At 66.8% G+C, this 15,739-nt stretch carries 14 protein-coding genes and 1 pseudogene; 1 reads left to right on the top strand and 14 read right to left on the bottom strand.

The genetic code is table 11. The features are described 5' to 3' along the window. The 7 genes and pseudogenes from G6N54_RS29690 to G6N54_RS09170 form a co-directional block, all read right to left on the bottom strand. A pseudogene (locus G6N54_RS29690) lies at nucleotides 1-2,924 on the bottom strand (MMPL/RND family transporter). Beyond that, the gene (locus G6N54_RS09145; RefSeq protein ID WP_197939581.1) at nucleotides 2,921-3,352 is read right to left on the bottom strand and encodes an MmpS family transport accessory protein; all 432 of its coding nucleotides are present in this window, start codon (nucleotides 3,350-3,352) and stop codon (nucleotides 2,921-2,923) included. The pseudogene G6N54_RS29690 and the gene G6N54_RS09145 overlap by 4 nt, the downstream one beginning before the upstream one ends. 170 nt (nucleotides 3,353-3,522) lie before the next feature. Next, on the bottom strand, nucleotides 3,523-4,131 hold the full coding sequence (locus G6N54_RS09150) for a TetR/AcrR family transcriptional regulator (protein WP_163794610.1): 609 nt from the start codon (nucleotides 4,129-4,131) through the stop codon (nucleotides 3,523-3,525). 36 nt (nucleotides 4,132-4,167) lie between these two features. Continuing rightward, nucleotides 4,168-6,252, bottom strand: coding sequence for an NAD-dependent DNA ligase LigA (gene ligA / locus G6N54_RS09155; protein ID WP_163789762.1), 2,085 nt, complete (start codon nucleotides 6,250-6,252; stop codon nucleotides 4,168-4,170). A 43-nt stretch (nucleotides 6,253-6,295) separates the two neighbouring features. After that, nucleotides 6,296-6,619 carry an ArsR/SmtB family transcription factor gene (locus G6N54_RS09160; RefSeq protein WP_163789763.1) on the bottom strand — a complete coding sequence of 108 codons (324 nt, stop codon included), beginning with the start codon at nucleotides 6,617-6,619 and terminating at the stop codon, nucleotides 6,296-6,298. Next, on the bottom strand, nucleotides 6,616-7,107 hold the full coding sequence (locus G6N54_RS09165; RefSeq protein WP_163789764.1) for an SRPBCC family protein: 492 nt from the start codon (nucleotides 7,105-7,107) through the stop codon (nucleotides 6,616-6,618). The genes G6N54_RS09160 and G6N54_RS09165 overlap by 4 nt, the downstream gene beginning before the upstream one ends. Nucleotides 7,108-7,171: 64 nt before the next feature. Further along, on the bottom strand, nucleotides 7,172-8,200 hold the full coding sequence (locus G6N54_RS09170; RefSeq protein WP_163789765.1) for a uroporphyrinogen decarboxylase/cobalamine-independent methonine synthase family protein: 1,029 nt from the start codon (nucleotides 8,198-8,200) through the stop codon (nucleotides 7,172-7,174). A gap of 144 nt (nucleotides 8,201-8,344) precedes the next feature. Between G6N54_RS09170 and G6N54_RS09175 the strand changes: the two genes are divergently transcribed. Then, on the top strand, nucleotides 8,345-8,941 hold the full coding sequence (locus G6N54_RS09175; protein ID WP_163794611.1) for a sensor domain-containing protein: 597 nt from the start codon (nucleotides 8,345-8,347) through the stop codon (nucleotides 8,939-8,941). A 29-nt stretch (nucleotides 8,942-8,970) separates the two neighbouring features. Here the strand turns inward: G6N54_RS09175 and G6N54_RS09180 are convergent, their stop codons facing one another. From G6N54_RS09180 to G6N54_RS09210, 7 genes are all read right to left on the bottom strand, one after another. Beyond that, nucleotides 8,971-9,246 carry a DUF4190 domain-containing protein gene (locus G6N54_RS09180; RefSeq protein WP_163789766.1) on the bottom strand — a complete coding sequence of 92 codons (276 nt, stop codon included), beginning with the start codon at nucleotides 9,244-9,246 and terminating at the stop codon, nucleotides 8,971-8,973. A gap of 101 nt (nucleotides 9,247-9,347) precedes the next feature. Further along, nucleotides 9,348-10,424 carry a tRNA 2-thiouridine(34) synthase MnmA gene (gene mnmA, locus G6N54_RS09185; RefSeq protein WP_163789767.1) on the bottom strand — a complete coding sequence of 359 codons (1,077 nt, stop codon included), beginning with the start codon at nucleotides 10,422-10,424 and terminating at the stop codon, nucleotides 9,348-9,350. Further along, a complete protein-coding gene (locus tag G6N54_RS09190) occupies nucleotides 10,421-11,599 on the bottom strand; it encodes a cysteine desulfurase family protein (protein ID WP_163789768.1) in 1,179 nt (392 codons plus the stop codon). The genes mnmA and G6N54_RS09190 overlap by 4 nt, the downstream gene beginning before the upstream one ends. Nucleotides 11,600-11,633: 34 nt before the next feature. After that, complete coding sequence (locus G6N54_RS09195) at nucleotides 11,634-12,464, bottom strand: lysophospholipid acyltransferase family protein (RefSeq protein ID WP_163789769.1); 831 nt, start codon at nucleotides 12,462-12,464, stop codon at nucleotides 11,634-11,636. Further along, nucleotides 12,461-13,315, bottom strand: coding sequence for a GNAT family N-acetyltransferase (locus G6N54_RS09200; RefSeq protein ID WP_163789770.1), 855 nt, complete (start codon nucleotides 13,313-13,315; stop codon nucleotides 12,461-12,463). Before G6N54_RS09200 ends, G6N54_RS09195 begins: the two co-directional genes overlap by 4 nt. A 418-nt stretch (nucleotides 13,316-13,733) precedes the next feature. Then, nucleotides 13,734-14,690 carry an electron transfer flavoprotein subunit alpha/FixB family protein gene (locus tag G6N54_RS09205; RefSeq protein ID WP_163789771.1) on the bottom strand — a complete coding sequence of 319 codons (957 nt, stop codon included), beginning with the start codon at nucleotides 14,688-14,690 and terminating at the stop codon, nucleotides 13,734-13,736. Between the two features lie 35 nt (nucleotides 14,691-14,725). Further along, nucleotides 14,726-15,517, bottom strand: coding sequence for an electron transfer flavoprotein subunit beta/FixA family protein (locus tag G6N54_RS09210; RefSeq protein WP_163789772.1), 792 nt, complete (start codon nucleotides 15,515-15,517; stop codon nucleotides 14,726-14,728). Between the last annotated feature and the right edge of the window lie 222 nt (nucleotides 15,518-15,739).

The following is a 15,739-nucleotide window of genomic DNA, read 5'->3' on the forward strand; positions in this document are numbered from 1 at the left end:
TCAGCGGGCCGCCGCGGAGGTCTTCGGCGCGACCGTGTCGTCGTCTTCCCACAGCAGCAACTGACGCACCGACTCACGCGTCCCGTAAGGCCGCAGCATCGCGCTGGCCGGGCGCGGCCGCACCACTTGGGGCCACCAGAACCAGCGTCCGAGAATCCTTGCGATAGAGGGCGTCATGAATGAGCGCACGATCAGCGTGTCGAACAACAACCCAAGGCCGATCGTCGTGCCGATCTGACCGAGGACCTGAAATCCGCTGAAGACAAACGCGCACATCGTGACGGCGAACACAATGCCCGCCGACGTGACGACCGAGCCGGAGCCGGCCATCGCCCGGATGATGCCGGTATTGATGCCGGCATGGATCTCTTCCTTGAATCGAGAGATCAGCAGCAGGTTGTAGTCGGATCCGACCGCCAGCAGCAAAATGATGGCCAGTGCGAGGACGACCCAATACAACTGAATGCCAAAGAGGTACTGCCACACCAGAACTGACAGTCCGAATGAGGCCCCCAACGAGAGGGCCACCGTGCCCACGATCACCACCGCGGCGATCAGGCTGCGCGTGATGATCATCATGATCAACAGGATCAGGCTCAGCGCGGCGAACGCGACGATCAGCAAGTCGTACTTGGCGCCGTCGCGGATGTCCTTGTAGGTCGCGGCGGTCCCGCCGACGTAGATTCCCGCATTCGCCATCGGCGTGCCCTTCAAGGCTTCATGCGCGGCCTTGACGATCGGGTCGATGTGCGAAATGCCCTCGGTCGTCGCGGGATCGCCGTCATGCGTGATGATCATTCGAGCTGCCTTGCCGTCGGGCGACAGGAACAATTTGAGCCCCCGGGCGAAGTCGGGGTTCTGGAAAACCTCCGGCGGCAGGTAGAAGGTGTCGTCGTTCTTGGCCTCGTCAAAGGCCTGCCCCAGCGCCGTCGAGTTTTCCAGCGCGGCCGCGTTCTGGCTGTAAATGCCGGACAGCGTGGCGTAATTCGCCAGGGTCAGATCGCGATTCGTTTCCTGGCTCTTAATCTGGGGCGGTATCAACGCCACCAGCTTCGGCTGCAGCGCGTCGAGCTTGTCGAGCGAAGCCGTGAGATTTTGAAATTTATCGGTGAGCTCGTCGATTCCGTCCAGCGCGTCGAAGAGGGATCGGAACGCGAAGCAGGCCGGAATGTCGTAACAGTGCTTCTCCCAATAAAAGTAGCTGCGAATCAGCCGGAAGAAATCGTCGAAGTTCGCGATCTTTTCTCGAAGGTCCTGAATCGTGCCCAGCGTGTCGTGAAAGCTCGTTGTCTCGTCATGGGTGGTGGCAGCCAATTGCTGCTGCAGCACGAACTGCTGTCGCAAGATGTCGATCGTCTTCGACAGTTCGTTGGCTTGTTTGAGGGCGTCGTCGGCCCGATCCCGTTGATACTGCAGGTTTTGCTGCTGGCCGGCGCTGGAATTGCTGACCACAAATGCCAATGAGCTGTGGACCAGCGGCGTGCCCAACGGCCGCGTGATGGTCTGCACCTGGGCGACCCCGGGCACGTGGAAAATCGCTTTGGCCACCTTGTCCAGGACGAGCATGCTCGCCGGGTTGCGCATGTCGTGATCGGCTTCGACCATCAACAATTCGGGCTCCAGCCGGGCCCGCGAGAAGTGTTTCTCGGCCGCCGCGTAGCCGATATTGGCCGGCGCGTCGTCAGGCATGTAGGGACGCGTGTCGTAACTGGTCTTGTACCCGGGCAGGGCGATCAGACCCACCAGGGCCAGTCCGCAGGAGGCCGCCAGCACCGCGCCGGGCCAGCGGACGATGGCGGTGCCGATCCGCCGCCAGCCGCGGGTCTTGACCGCACGTTTGGGGTCGAAGATGCCCGCCTTGGACCCCAAGAAGAGGATCGCGGGGCCCAGGGTCAGCGCGGCGGCCAACGCCACCAGAATGCCCAGCGCGGACGGGATGCCCAGGCTTTGGAAGTACGGCAGCCGGGTGAAACTCAGGCAGGCCGTCGCGCCCGCCACGGTGAGGCCAGAACCCAACGCGACGTGGGTGGTGCCGTGATACATGGTGTAGAAGGCATTTTCACGATTCTCGCCGGTGCCCCGCGCTTCTTGGTAGCGGCCCACGAAAAATATCGCGTAGTCCGTTCCGGCCGCGATCACCAGTAACGTCTCGATATTGGTCGCGTAGGTCGACAGCCCGATGATGCCTTCGTTACCCAGGAAGGCGACAAGACCTCGGGCAGCGGACATTTCGATCAGGACGGTGCCGAGCACCAGCAGCGTGGTGAGTACCGAACGGTAGACGAAGAACAGCATTACCGCGATCGCCCCGATGGTAATGGCGGTGACCTTCGCGGTGCCCTTGCTGCCGACGTCGAACTGATCGGAGATCAGCGGCGCCGCGCCGGTGACGTACGCCTTACCCCCGGCGGCGGCTTCATGTGCTCGATGATGTCGCGGATGGCGTCGACACCCTCGTTGGCCAAGGCCGAGCCTTGATTACCGGCGAGGTTCACCTGGACATAGGCGGCCTTGCCGTCGGTGCTTTGCGATCCCGCCGCGGTCAGGGTGTCGCCCCAGTAGTCCTGGACGTGCTGGACGTGCTTTTTGTCCTGCTCGATCTTGCGGATCATGTCGTCGTAGAAGCGATGCGCGTCGGCCCCGAGCGGCTTGTCGCCTTCCAGCACGATCATCGCCGAGCTATCGGTGTCGAACTCATGGAACTTGTCACCGATGCGCTTGATCGCCTTGAGCGACGGGGCATCCGGCGAATTCAGCGCCACGTTGTGGGTTTTGCCCACCTCTTCCAGCTGCGGCACCGCGATGTTCGTGATGGCGGCCAGCGCCACCCAGAACAGCAGGATCGGCAGCGCGAGCCGACGGATGGTGCGCGCCACGTTGGACCGCGTCTGCTGCTGGTCAATTTCGTTGGTTTGGTTGCTCATCCCGACTTATCCAGACAGAAGGTGTAGGCGTCGACTTTGTTGACGGTGCGTTGGTCTTTGACTTCGCCGTTGACGGTGATCCGGCAACCGAGGGTGTCTCCATTGCCTTGCGCCACAACGTTGGCGACAACCGCGGGCTCCGTCGTGGTGATCGTGAACGACCACGGCAGCGGCGCGTTCTTCACTTCCTGCGGCTGGGCATTGACGTCCAGATAGTTGATCGTTGCCGTCGCGCCCGGCGCGCCGAAGACTTCGAGCAACACCGACTTGGGGTTGAACGGCACGATCTCGTTGGCCAGACCGCTGTTGGACCGCGTGTTGTCCTCGGAGCCGAAGATTCCGTGCAGGCGAAAAATGCCGAATGCCGCGACGACGACGACGAGCACCGTGACCAAAACCATCCAGCCCTGCCTAAGCACGGCGGACATTGAAAGCGCCTTCACGCGTCGGCCTTTCGATGGTCGGGCGGTCTCGATCACTCTATGACGACGACAGTTGTCGCACGCAAGCGCAAACGACGGATCTCACAGTACGGTACTGGACCGTACTGTACAAGAGACGCGCCCGTACACATTTGGCTGGCACGTTGCTCGCCGGCTCAGCCGCTGGATCGGGTCAGGCCCGGGATCAGGAACTGGTCGACGAGCAGCTGCACCGTGTGACGGGTGGGCGGCCGGTCGGGGATGAGCGACCGGAAGATCAGGTAGCCGGGCAGCAGGTCCCAGAGTTCGTCGGTGAAGGCGTCTTGGGCGATCTCGCCGCGGTCGACGGCCTGCTGCAGCACGTGCTGAACCAAGGCCTTGCGCTGCTTGAGGAATTGATCTTGCAGCGCCTCGTTGAGCGCAGGGTGGCGCGACACCTCGACCATCACCGCGCGGATCGTGCTGGCGTGCTGGCGTCCGTGCTCGCCGCAGACCTCCCCGAGGCTGATCAAGTCGCCGCGCAGCGTCCCGGTGTTCGGCGGAACCGCGACCTGGCGGACGCCTTCGATGAAGGCGGCCAGTACCAGTTCGGCTTTCGAGGGCCAGCGCCGGTACACCGTGGCCTTGCTGGCGTGGGCGGCGCTCGCGACTGCGTCGATCGTCAACTGGTCGTAGCCGTGCTCCTGCAGCAGCTGCAGCGTCACCGCCAGCAGTTCGGCCTCGCGCGGAGACCACGGCGAGGGCTCCGTGTACTGGTCGGCCGTCTGGGTCATAGCGCCCACGATAGATCCGCAAGTGCGGTACGGACCAGTACTCCGCTGTTAATCGGCTGTGCCGCCGGATGCCGGCCCCTCGGCCAGGAGCCGCCGAAACCCGTCCTCGTCGAGGATCGGCACACCCAGTTCCACCGCTTTGTCGTACTTCGAGCCCGGCGAATCGCCGGCCACGACGTACGCGGTGTTCTTCGACACCGAGCCTGCCGCCTTGCCGCCGCGGGACACGATGGCCTCCTTGGCCTCGTCGCGGGAGAACCCGTTCAGCGACCCGGTGACCACGATGCTCAGCCCGGCGAGCGTGCGCGGCGTGCTGGCGTCGCGTTCGTCGGCCATCCGCACGCCGGCCGCTCGCCACTTGTCGACGATCGCGCGGTGCCAGTCGACCATGAACCACTCGGTCACCGCGGCGGCGATGGTCGGCCCGACTCCCTCGACCGCCGCCAGTTCGTCCGTCGACGCCGACGTGATCGCGTCGAGGCTGCCGAACTCGGTCGCCAGGGCGCGCGCCGCCGTCGGCCCGACATGCCGGATCGACAGCGCCACCAGCACTCGCCACAGGGGCTGCGCCTTGGCCCGGTCGAGGTTGGCCAGCAATCGCTTCCCGTTGGCCGACAGCGTGCCGGCCTTGGTGGTGAATAACTCGGTGCGCAACAGGTCGTCCTCGGCGAGGGTGAACAGGTCGCCCTCGTCCGTGATCACCTCGGCCGCCAGCAGCGCGATGGCGGCCTCGTAGCCCAGGCCCTCGATGTCGAAGGCGCCGCGGCCGGCGACGTGAAATACCCTCTCCCGCAACTGCGCTGGGCAGGATCGGGAGTTGGGGCAGCGGATGTCGGCGTCGCCCTCTTTGGCCGGGGCCAGCAGGGTGGCGCACTCGGGACAGTGCGTGGGCATCACGAATTCGCGTTCGGTGCCGTCGCGCAGGTCGGCGACCGGACCTAGCACTTCGGGAATCACGTCGCCGGCCTTGCGGAGCACCACGTTGTCGCCGATCAGCACGCCCTTGCGCTTGACCTCGGAAGCGTTGTGCAGGGTGGCCATTTCGACCGTCGAACCGGCGACCTTGACCGGCACCATCACCGCGTACGGCGTGACACGTCCGGTCCGACCGACGTTGACCTTGATGTCGAGTAGCTGGGTCTGCACCTCTTGCGGCGGGTATTTGTATGCGATGGCCCAGCGCGGTGCCCGCGACGTCGACCCCAGCCGACGCTGCAGTCCGACGTCGTCGATTTTGACGACGACTCCGTCGATTTCGTGATCGACGTCGTGGCGGTGCTCGCCCCAATAGGCGATCCGCTCCAGCGCACCCGCGGCGTTGTCCACCCGGGTGGTGTGGTCGGAGACCGGCAGACCCCAGGCACCCAGCGCCAGATAGGCGTCGTGCAGGGAGACCGGCCGAAATCCCTCGGTGCGCCCGACGCCGTGGCAGATCATCCGGAGCTTGCGGCGGGCGGTCACCGCGGGATCCTTCTGCCGCAGCGATCCAGCGGCGCTGTTGCGCGGGTTGGCGAACGGCACCTTGCCATCCTCGACCAGCGCGGCGTTGAGCGCCTCGAAGTCGGCGACCCGGAAGAACACCTCGCCGCGGACCTCGAGCACATCGGGGATCGGATACTGGTCGCTGGCCGTCAGCCGTTCCGGGACATCGTCGATGGTGCGCGCATTGTTCGTGACGTCCTCGCCGGTGCGCCCGTCGCCGCGAGTGGCCGCGCGGACCAACCGGCCACCGCGGTAGACCAGCGCCAGCGCGACGCCGTCGATCTTGAGTTCACACAGGAAGGGCACGTCGTTACCGACCTCGGCGTGGATGCGGGCGGACCACACGTCGAATTCCTCGGTGCTGAACACGTTGTCCAGCGACAGCATCCGTTCCAGGTGCTCGGCTGAGGTGAAATCGGTGGCGAATCCCGCACCGCCGACCAGCTGAGTCGGCGAATCGGGGGTGCGCAGCTCGGGATGCTGCTCCTCGAGCTCGGCCAGTCGCCGCAGCAGCTCGTCGAAATCCGCGTCGGAGATGATCGGCGCATCCCGCACGTAGTAGCGGAACTGGTGTTCGCGCACCTCGTCGGCCAGTTCGCGCCATTGCCGGCGAACCTCGGGTGGGACGGGGTCAGCTTCTGGCGAACTCACCTTGGCAGGCTATCGAAGCCCTCCGACGCTGATCCCGGGACGCTCAGTCCTCCACAAATGCCCGCAGCCGGTCCACCGCGGCGTCCCAGCGGAGCGACAGCTGAGTCAGGTAGTCGCTGGCCCGCGCCAGGGGTTCGGTCTGCACCGTCCATACGCGTTCGCGTCCGCGACGGCTGCTGCTGACCAGCCCGGCCGTCTCCAGCAGCTGCAGATGTTTGGTGGCCGCCTGCCGGGTGACCGGAACGACGCTGGAGACTTGCGACGTCGAGCTCGGACCCAGGTCACAGAGCCGGACGATGATGCGTAGCCGGTTCGGATCCCCGAGAGCGTCGAAAAGAGGTGCGGCTATTGCGGTTTGGGCGCTCATAGCCAGGCGTCTTCGAGGTACCTGCGCACCATGTCGGTCTGGATGGCCCACCCCTCGGAGTTGGCCTCGAACGAGGCGGAACGGCGCGCCGCGGGGATCGCGTCGAACCCGGATTCGACGATCGTGAGCAGCACGCCGTCGGCGGTTTCCGACAGCGTGAACTCGACCAGCGTGGTCGGCTCGGATTCGTAATCGGCATCACGATCGACCGCAAACGGATGCCACCGGTAGGCGAATCGCCGTTTGGGCTCGATCGCGACGATCTGCCAGGTGCTCCGCATCCCCGCGTGCGCCTCCTGGCGCTTGGCGACCTCGTTGTCGACGACCGTCGTGGCGATTGCCGCGCCGACCGCGGCACCCTCGACGAAGGGGCCGTCGAACCGAACGCCGAACCACCGCCCGAACTGCTCGGCATCGCTGATGGCCCGCCACACCCGGTCCAGTGGCGCGCGCAGCACCACCTGCTTCTCGATCCGGTCCGTGTTCACATGCAACCTCCTGGTTGCCTTTTAGTGCACCACACGACGCGGTGAAGTGCAACCAATTGGTTGCCTATTGAATGGCGTCGGGGTCCTCGGCGAATGCCTCCGCGGCTTTGCGGGACAGCTCGATCGCGGTCCGGGCCCACTGCGGCGTCGCCGCGGCCAGACCGCATGCCGGAGTGACGCCGATGCGCTCGCGCAGCGCCGAACGGGCGAATCCGAGCCGGTCGGTCACCGCGACGACGGCCGCGGCCACCTCCTCGGCGGCCGGCCGCTGGGCTGGAGCAGTGGCAGAGACCACGCCCAGCATCACGGTGCGACCCGATTCGATGAACGCCGCGATCCCGTCCAGGTCCGCGGCCCGCAGCATTACGACGTCCACCGATACTGCGCTAATTGCACTGCGCGCCAACAGATCCCACGGCAACTCGGCCGCGCAACTGTGCACCATCACCTCGGCACCTACCGTCTCGGCACAGGTGTCGAGCAACGTTGCGGCCACCGACTCGTCGAGCGCGGCAACCGGACTCAACGCGGTGACCCCGCTCAGCCGGCCACCCAACGCGGCGGGCAACGACGGCTCGTCGAATTGCACCACCACCGGTGTGCCGAGGCGGCGCGACAGCGCCGCGCGATGGATCCCAACGCCCTCGGCCAGCGATGCCGTCAGGTCGCGCACCGCCCCGGGGTCGGTGATCGCCCGGTGGCCGTTGGACAGCTCGAGCCCGGCGACCAAGGTAATCGGCCCGGGCGCCTGGACCTTGACGACCCGTCCGCCGCCGCGCAGGCCGGCCGTCTCCCAGGCCTCCTCGAGGGCATCCATATCCTCGTCGAGGAGGCTGACGGCCCGACGCGTCACCGCGCCCGGACGGGCGGCGATGCGGTAACCGCGCGGCACGGTGTCGATCGCCACGTCGACCAGGAGCGCACCGGCGCGCCCCAGCAGGTCGGCGCCCACTCCCCTGGCCGGCAGCTCGACGAGGTGAGCCAGCGCGGCGGCCAACTCGCCGACAACGACCTCCGCCGACGGCCGTGCCGCGGTACCCGGCCACGAACCCACGCCGCTGGCTTTCGGAAAGATGTCGGCGAAAACACTCACCGGGCAACCGTATTCGACGTCACATTGCGCTGCGGCGGCCAGGGTGTGTTGACGTCGGCCATCGCGACTACTCTCAGGGCTTTAGAGGGGTGCAGAACGGTGTGGCACAGGGCAGGATTCGCGTGGGCGCTGATATGTGGCGCGATGGTGCTGACGGCGGCGTGCTCCCGGGTGGTGGATGGCACGGCACTGCCCGGATTTACCGGCGGTGCCCGCGGTATCAACGGGGTCAATGTCGATACGATCCTGCTGGATCAGTCGCGGATGCAAGCCATCACCGGCGCCGGCGAGCACCTGTCGATCATTCCCTCGATGGACGGGAGCACTCCGGTCGACATCGACGCGCTCGCCGAAACCACGCCGCGGCCCTGCCGCTTCCTGTTCGCCGAGACCGCGACGTTTGGTCCCGATATCGAAGAGTTCCACAAGACGACGTTTCAGGACCCGCCCGACGGCGCCCTGATCTCCGAGGGTGCCGCGGCCTATCGCGATGCCGCGACCGCTCAGCACGCCTTCACCACTCTGGTCTCGACCGTCGATGACTGCGCCGGCGGCTCGTCCGGCCAGCTGTTCGTCGGGGACTGGAAGGCCGACGCCGCGTCGCTGCACCTGGGGCCGGGTGGCTGCGGCCGCGACTACCGGGTGCAGTCGGTGGCTCTGGTGGAAGTCACCTTCTGCGGCTTCCCGCAGTCGGTGTCCGACATCGTGATGACGAACATCGTCGCCAACTTCCCGCGGTAGCGGCTAACCGCTGGTGCGGCAACGGTTGATCACCAGTGCGCCGTGGTCTCCAACTCGAAGTTCGGGTGGCCGCACTGAATCCATATCGCGACGTGCAGGGCGGTGACGGCGGCCGAGACTGCCAGTGCGGTGATCGCCAGCGCAAAGCCTTGCTGCGAACGATGTTTGACCTGCCACATGCCAACGAGGGCGAGAACGCTGGCCAAGACGGGGCTTGCGTACATGCCCATGATGCTGAGTACGAAAGCCGCAACGGCAAGGCCGTTGGTCTGTACTTCCTGCGCTGTGATCTGGTTCTCGCTCATCGTCACTCGTTCCTTCCCCGCTCGGGGGTCAATCAGTTACGAGACGAATGCTCTCCGCAAGCTCTTGGAGAATTCTTGGAACGCGAACGCGGTGTCGGCGATCAGCGCGACGTGCCGGCGATGGTGGCGCTGCCCAGCACTTCGTCACCGGCCGAATCCGGGCGGTACAGCACGACCGTCTGGCCGCGCGCCACCCCGCGCAGCGGGACGCGCAACCGCACGCACAGCTCGTCGCCGATCAATTCGGCCACCGCGCTCGCGGTTTCACCGTGCGCCCGCACCTGAACGTCACACTCGATCGGGCCCTGCGGTGCGGCTCCGGCGGTGAACACCGGATCCCGTCCCGTCAGCGCGCGCACTTCGAGATCGGCGGCACTGCCCACGTGCACCGTCGCGGTGTCGGCGTCGATGGCCGTCACGTAGCGCGGCAGACCGTCGGGCCCGGGGCCGGCGATGCCCAGCCCCTTGCGCTGCCCGATCGTAAAACCGTGCACCCCATCGTGATTGGCCAGCACCGCCCCGTCGGCACCGACCACGTTGCCGCGGCGAACGGCGATGCGCTCACCCAGAAAAGCCCGGGTGTCCCCCGACGGAATGAAGCAGATGTCATGGCTGTCCGGCTTAGCGGCGACGGCCAGGCCGCGGCGAGCCGCTTCCGCACGGATCTGCGGCTTCGGGGTGTCGCCAATCGGAAAAGCCGCGTGGCGCAACTGTTCTGCGGTCAGCACGGCCAGCACATAGGATTGATCCTTGTCGTGGTCGACGGCGCGGCGCAGCCGGCCTTCCGACAGCCGGGCGTAGTGGCCGGTGACCACGGTGTCGAAACCCAATGCCAGGGCGCGCGTGGAAAGCGCCGCGAACTTGATGCGCTGATTGCAGCGCACGCACGGGTTGGGCGTCTCACCGCGCGCGTAGGACGACACGAAATCGTCGATCACGTCTTCGGCGAACTTCTCCGCGAAATCCCAGACGTAGAATGGTATTCCGAGCACATCGGCCACGCGGCGCGCGTCGGAGGCGTCTTCCTTCGAGCAGCAGCCCCGCGAGCCGGTGCGCAGCGTGCCGGGCGCCGAGGACAGCGCCAGGTGCACCCCGACCACGTCATGCCCGGCGCCGACCATCCGAGCGGCGGCGACCGACGAATCGACACCACCGCTCATCGCGGCAAGAACCTTCACCCGGATGCTCCCGCGGCGGCCAGCGCCGCCCGTCTGGCCCGATCCACCGCCGCGGGCAGCACCCGCAGCACCGCATCGACGTCGGCGTCAACGCTGGTGTGCCCCAACGACAGCCGCAGCGATCCGCGCGCGGTGGCGGCGTCGGCGCCCATCGCGATCAGCACGTGCGAGGCCTGCGGGACACCGGCTGTGCATGCCGAGCCGGTCGAGCATTCGATTCCGTTGGCATCCAACAGCATCAGCAGCGCGTCACCTTCGCAGCCGCGAAAGGTGAAGTGGGCATTGCCCGGAAGCCGCGATTCGAACGACCCGTTGGCACGCACGTCGTCGATCCGGGCCAGCACGCCCTCGACCAGACGATCGCGCAGCGCACGCAGCCGAACGCCGTTGGCCTGCAGACCGTCCACCGCGATCCGCATCGCGGCTGCCATTCCGACGGCACCGGCGACATCCGGAGTGCCGGAACGGATGTCACGCTCCTGCCCGCCGCCGTGCAGCAGCGGCGCACAGGCCACGTCGCGGCGCAGCAACAAGGCGCCCACCGCCTGCGGACCGCCGAACTTGTGCGCCGCAACGCTCATCGCCGAGAGCCCGCTTGCGGTGAAGTCGACGGGCAGCTGACCGATCGCCTGTACGGCGTCGCTGTGCATCGGGACGCCGAATTCGGCCGCGACGGCTGCGAGTTCGACGATGGGCATCACGGTGCCGACCTCGTTGTTGGCCCACATCACCGAGACCAGCGCGACGTCGTCATGACTTTGCAGCGTTTCGCGCAGCGCAGCGGCCGACACCGATCCGTCGGCGGCGGTGGGCAGCCAGGTCACCTGGGCGCCCTCGTGTTCGACCAGCCAGTCGACCGAATCCAGCACCGCGTGGTGTTCCACCCGGCTGGTGATGATCCGCAGCCGGCACGGGTCGGCGTCGCGGCGGGCGCGGTAGATCCCCTTGACGGCCAGGTTGTCGCTCTCGGTGCCGCCCGCGGTGAAAATCACCTCCGACGGGCGCGCGCCCAGCTGCTCCGCGATCAGCTCGCGGGACTCCTCGATGCGGCGCCGGGCCGCGCGGCCGCTGGTGTGCAGCGACGACGCGTTGCCGACGGTGCCGTACACGGCCGTCATCGCCTCGATGGCGGCAGGATGCATCGGGGTGGTGGCAGCGTGATCGAGGTAGACCATGACGCGCCCCACGATACCGGGCCGGGCCGAACCCCTAAGCGGCCAGCTCGTGGGGTTGACCTGGGCGCCGCGCCACCCCGACGCCGACCGCCGACTGGGACCGGCGGGCGAGGGCGCGGCGGTCGGTGCCCGGCAGCTGCAGAGATTCCACGTGAACATGCGCCAGGGTGCGGCGTTGGGTGATCAGCCGGCCCATTGCCGCCAGCAAGGTGTCGTCCCCGACGAAGGCCGGGGCGGTCGAAAGCAGGCCGTCGACGTGGTGATATGTCAACCGGAGCGGCTGGACCGGACGACCGGCGTCGATCGCGGCCTGGAACATCGCCGGGTAGAACGAACCACAGGCCACCCCGCACCACGTGGTGCCCTCGGGAAAGGCCACCACGGTCTGGCCCGCCCGCAGCCGCTCCGCCACGGTGTCCACCACCCCGGGCAACTGCCGCAGGCTGGAGCGGTCGATCGGAATGATCTTCAGCAGCCGCGCCGCGAGCTCGCCGAACATGTCCGCGCGCGCGACGTACCAGCCGGGCAGCACCGCACCGATGGCGAAGACGTCGAGCCAGGACATGTGCGGCCCGACCACCAGGACGCCGCGCAGGTTGCGGATCGGAGCGCCGGACACGCTGATCCGGATCCCGAAAACCCGCAGCACCGCCTGGCAGTAGAACCGCCTGATCCGCAGCTGCGCCGGTCCCGGCACCAGCGCCAACGGCGCCCCCAGCACAAGCAGCACCACCAGCATGAGGCGAAGCGTCACCCGCAGTACCACCAGCCACCGCGGCGACGCGGAGGCGACACCCACACAGGTGCTGTCGCACGTCGCGCGCGGCAGCCAGGCGTGGTCGGTGGCGACTGCGGGAGCGTTCATCGGTCGCGGCCCGCCATCTCGCTGCTCATTTCGGAAGCCGCCGATACCGACCGAAGTCGCCGCAGATATCGGGTATCGGCCTGGCGTTTGTCCAGCAGCACGCAGAAGTCGCCGACGCCGAAATCCGGGTCCAGGGCGGGTTCGCCGCAGGATTTGGCACCCAGTCGCAGGTAGCCGCGCATCAGGGCGGGAACCGAGGGCCGTGCCGGCGGCCCGATCTCGTCGAGAGTCTTGCCGTCCACGACCACCGGGCGGTGCGGGTACGCCTGGTATTCCGGCGGCGCGGCGTGGCGGCTCCGGACGAAATCACGCACGCCGCGAAGCTGGCTGCCGGGCACGTCGTCGTCCCCGCCGATCGGCACCGACACACACCCGATCACGTAGTCGTAGCCGTAGCGGTCCAGATAGGCCAGGATCCCTGCCCACATCAACAACACGACGCCGCCGTTGCGGTGGCCGTCACGCACCACGGCGCGGCCCATTTCCACCAACGACGGCCGCAGCGGGTCGAGCGCACCGAGGTCGAATTCCGTCGCCGTATAGAGGCCACCGGCCGCAATCGCACCCGACGGCGCCAGCATCCGGTAGCACCCCACCAGCTCGCCGGTGTCGTCATCGCGGACCAGCAAGTGGTCGCAGAACTCGTCGAAACGATCCACGTCCCGGTCCCCCGCACCCGTTTCCGGCAACGCGAAACCGGGCGTGCTGGTGAATACGTCATAGCGCAGCCGCTGCGCCGTCTCGACCAAATCGGGATCGGTGGACAGCAACAACGAGTAACGCGGCCCAGACGAGCTGGTCGCAGCTTCGTCCGGCTTGTCACTCGGTATCAGGACAGAAGCAATGCTCATGGGAACAACGTCGCGCAATCGGGGAGCCAATCGGCATCGACGCTATGACGTGTTGGTGCACGTAAGATGACGAAATGTGTTGCACACGCTCGCAGGCAAGCGGGCTTGCTTGTATGTATTCGCATGAGCGGCAACGCAATAAACACCTGAGCGTCTCTGTCTATTAACGTGCCCGCCAACTTCGGAGGCTGCCGCCGGTGGGATATCCGGCATCGATTGAAACACGAATCATGTTCGGGGCGAACGATTCTCCCCGACATTGCGGTGATGCACGGACTAATAGGCGACTCTCGGATCCGATATCACCCGCGGTATCGGAATCGAAAAGAGGCTGGCGGGCCGCAGACGCGTTGAGGTGGTGTAAATTACGCAATCGCCCCCGACGCGACGTGCGCGCGGGGGCGATTGCGTTGACAGATCAGCCCTTACGAGCCTTGATCGCGTCGGTCAGCTGCGGAGCAACCTTGAAGAGGTCGCCCACCACGCCGTAGTCGGCGATCTCGAAGATCGGAGCCTCTTCGTCCTTGTTGACCGCGATGATGGTCTTCGAGGTCTGCATGCCCGCCCGGTGCTGGATCGCACCCGAGATGCCCAGCGCGATGTAGAGCTGGGGCGAGACCGTCTTACCGGTCTGGCCGACCTGGAACTGGCCCGGGTAGTAACCCGAGTCGACGGCGGCGCGCGACGCACCGACGGCCGCACCCAGCGAATCCGCCAGCGCCTCAACCACACTGAAGTTCTCCGCGCTGCCGACGCCGCGCCCTCCGGAGACCACGACGGTGGCCTCGGTGAGCTCCGGGCGGTCGCCCGCGACGGCGGGCTCGCGAGCGGTGATCTTGGTGGCGTTCTCGGCGGGAGCGGGCACCTCGACGGTGACCTGCTCGCCCGCACCGGCCGACGGCTCCGCGTCGATCGCACCGGCCCGCACGGTGATCACCGGGGTGTCGCCGTTGGCCTGGGCCTCGACGGTGAACGCGCCACCGAAGATGGAGTGGATGGCCTTGTTGCCCTCCTTGACGTCGACCACGTCGACCAGCAGACCCGAACCGAGCCGGGCCGCTAGCCGGCCGGCGATCTCTTTGCCGTCGGCGTTGGCGGCCAGCAAAACCGCTGCCGGAGAAGCGGATTCGACCAGCGAGGCCAGCACGTCGACGACCGGGGTGACCAGGTATTTGTCGACGTCGTCGGACTCGGCGACGTAGATCTTGGCGGCGCCGGCTTCCTTCAGTGCGTCGACCAGCGGCGCGGCCGTGCCCGGCGCACCGACGACGACGGCCGACGGCTCGCCCAAAGCGCGGGCGGCAGTGATCAATTCGGCGGTGACCTTTTTCACCGCGCCTTCAGCGTGCTCGACGAGCACCAGTACTTCAGCCATGGGTTATCTCTCGCTCTTCTCGTCAGGAATGGGGGTTAGATGACTTTCTGGCCGACCAGGTACTTGGCGATCTCGTTGCCGCCCTCACCCTCGTCGGTAACCTTCTCACCCGCGGTCTTCGGCGGTTTCGGTGTCGACGCGAGCACCGTCGACCCGGCGTTGGCCAGGCCGACCTCGTCGCCTTCGACGCCGATCTCGGCCAGGGTCAGCACCGTGACCTCTTTCTTCTTGGCGGCCATGATGCCCTTGAAGGACGGGAAGCGTGGCTCGTTGATCTTCTCGGTGACGCTGACCACCGCGGGCAACGTGGCCTCGAGCGCGAACACGCCGTCATCGGTCTCGCGCTCGCCGGTGACCTTGTCGCCCTCGAGCGACAGCTTGCGCAGGTGGGTCAGCTGCGGCAGGCCCAGGTACTCCGCGATGACCGCCGGGACCGCACCGCCGGTGCCGTCGGTGGCTTCGTTACCGGCGATGACCAGCTCGGTGCCCTCGATGGTGCCCAGCGCGCGCGCCAGCGCCCAGCCGGTCTGGATCACGTCCGAGCCGTGCAGGCCGTCGTCCTTGAGGTGAACGGCCTTGTCGGCGCCCATCGACAGCGCCTTGCGGATCGCCTCGGTGGCGCGTTCGGGACCGGCGGTCAGCACGGTCACGGTGCCCTCGCCGCCTTCCCGCTCACGGATTTGCAGGGCTTCTTCGACGGCGCGCTCATTGATCTCGTCCAGCACGGCGTCGGCGGCCTCTCGGTCCAGCGTCCAGTCGCCGTCAGTCAGCTTCCGCTCCGACCAGGTGTCTGGGACCTGCTTGATCAGGACCACGATGTTCGTCATGAGTGTGGTTCGTCCTCCTTGAACGAGTCTCGCAGCAGTCGGCTACGAGACTTTCAGTACGCGCTTTGCAGCGCACGATCGTGTTACTGCTCGGTAACTTTGTGCAGCCTGCCATCACACCATAGCGGGTCGTACTGCAGGTTCTTGCAGGCCCGCCTCCCCCGCGAGCGGGGCCTACCCGCGCAGCGGTTCGCGAATCCGACACTTCGCGTTAGCCTCCCT

Origin of the sequence: Mycobacterium stomatepiae (assembly GCF_010731715.1) — a bacterium.
Taxonomy (GTDB): domain Bacteria; phylum Actinomycetota; class Actinomycetes; order Mycobacteriales; family Mycobacteriaceae; genus Mycobacterium; species Mycobacterium stomatepiae.

Bases quoted from the DNA above. Each gene is read 5' to 3' on its own strand.
- G6N54_RS09145 (WP_197939581.1), bottom strand. From the start codon at position 3,352: ATGTCCGCCGTGCTTAGGCAGGGCTGGATGGTTTTGGTCACGGTGCTC.
- G6N54_RS09160 (WP_163789763.1), bottom strand. From the start codon at position 6,619: ATGAGCGCCCAAACCGCAATAGCCGCACCTCTTTTCGACGCTCTCGGG.
- G6N54_RS09175 (WP_163794611.1), top strand. From the start codon at position 8,345: ATGGTGCTGACGGCGGCGTGCTCCCGGGTGGTGGATGGCACGGCACTG.
- G6N54_RS09180 (WP_163789766.1), bottom strand. From the start codon at position 9,246: ATGAGCGAGAACCAGATCACAGCGCAGGAAGTACAGACCAACGGCCTT.
- G6N54_RS09190 (WP_163789768.1), bottom strand. From the start codon at position 11,599: ATGGTCTACCTCGATCACGCTGCCACCACCCCGATGCATCCTGCCGCC.
- G6N54_RS09195 (WP_163789769.1), bottom strand. From the start codon at position 12,464: ATGAACGCTCCCGCAGTCGCCACCGACCACGCCTGGCTGCCGCGCGCG.
- G6N54_RS09200 (WP_163789770.1), bottom strand. From the start codon at position 13,315: ATGAGCATTGCTTCTGTCCTGATACCGAGTGACAAGCCGGACGAAGCT.
- G6N54_RS09205 (WP_163789771.1), bottom strand. From the start codon at position 14,690: ATGGCTGAAGTACTGGTGCTCGTCGAGCACGCTGAAGGCGCGGTGAAA.
- G6N54_RS09210 (WP_163789772.1), bottom strand. From the start codon at position 15,517: ATGACGAACATCGTGGTCCTGATCAAGCAGGTCCCAGACACCTGGTCG.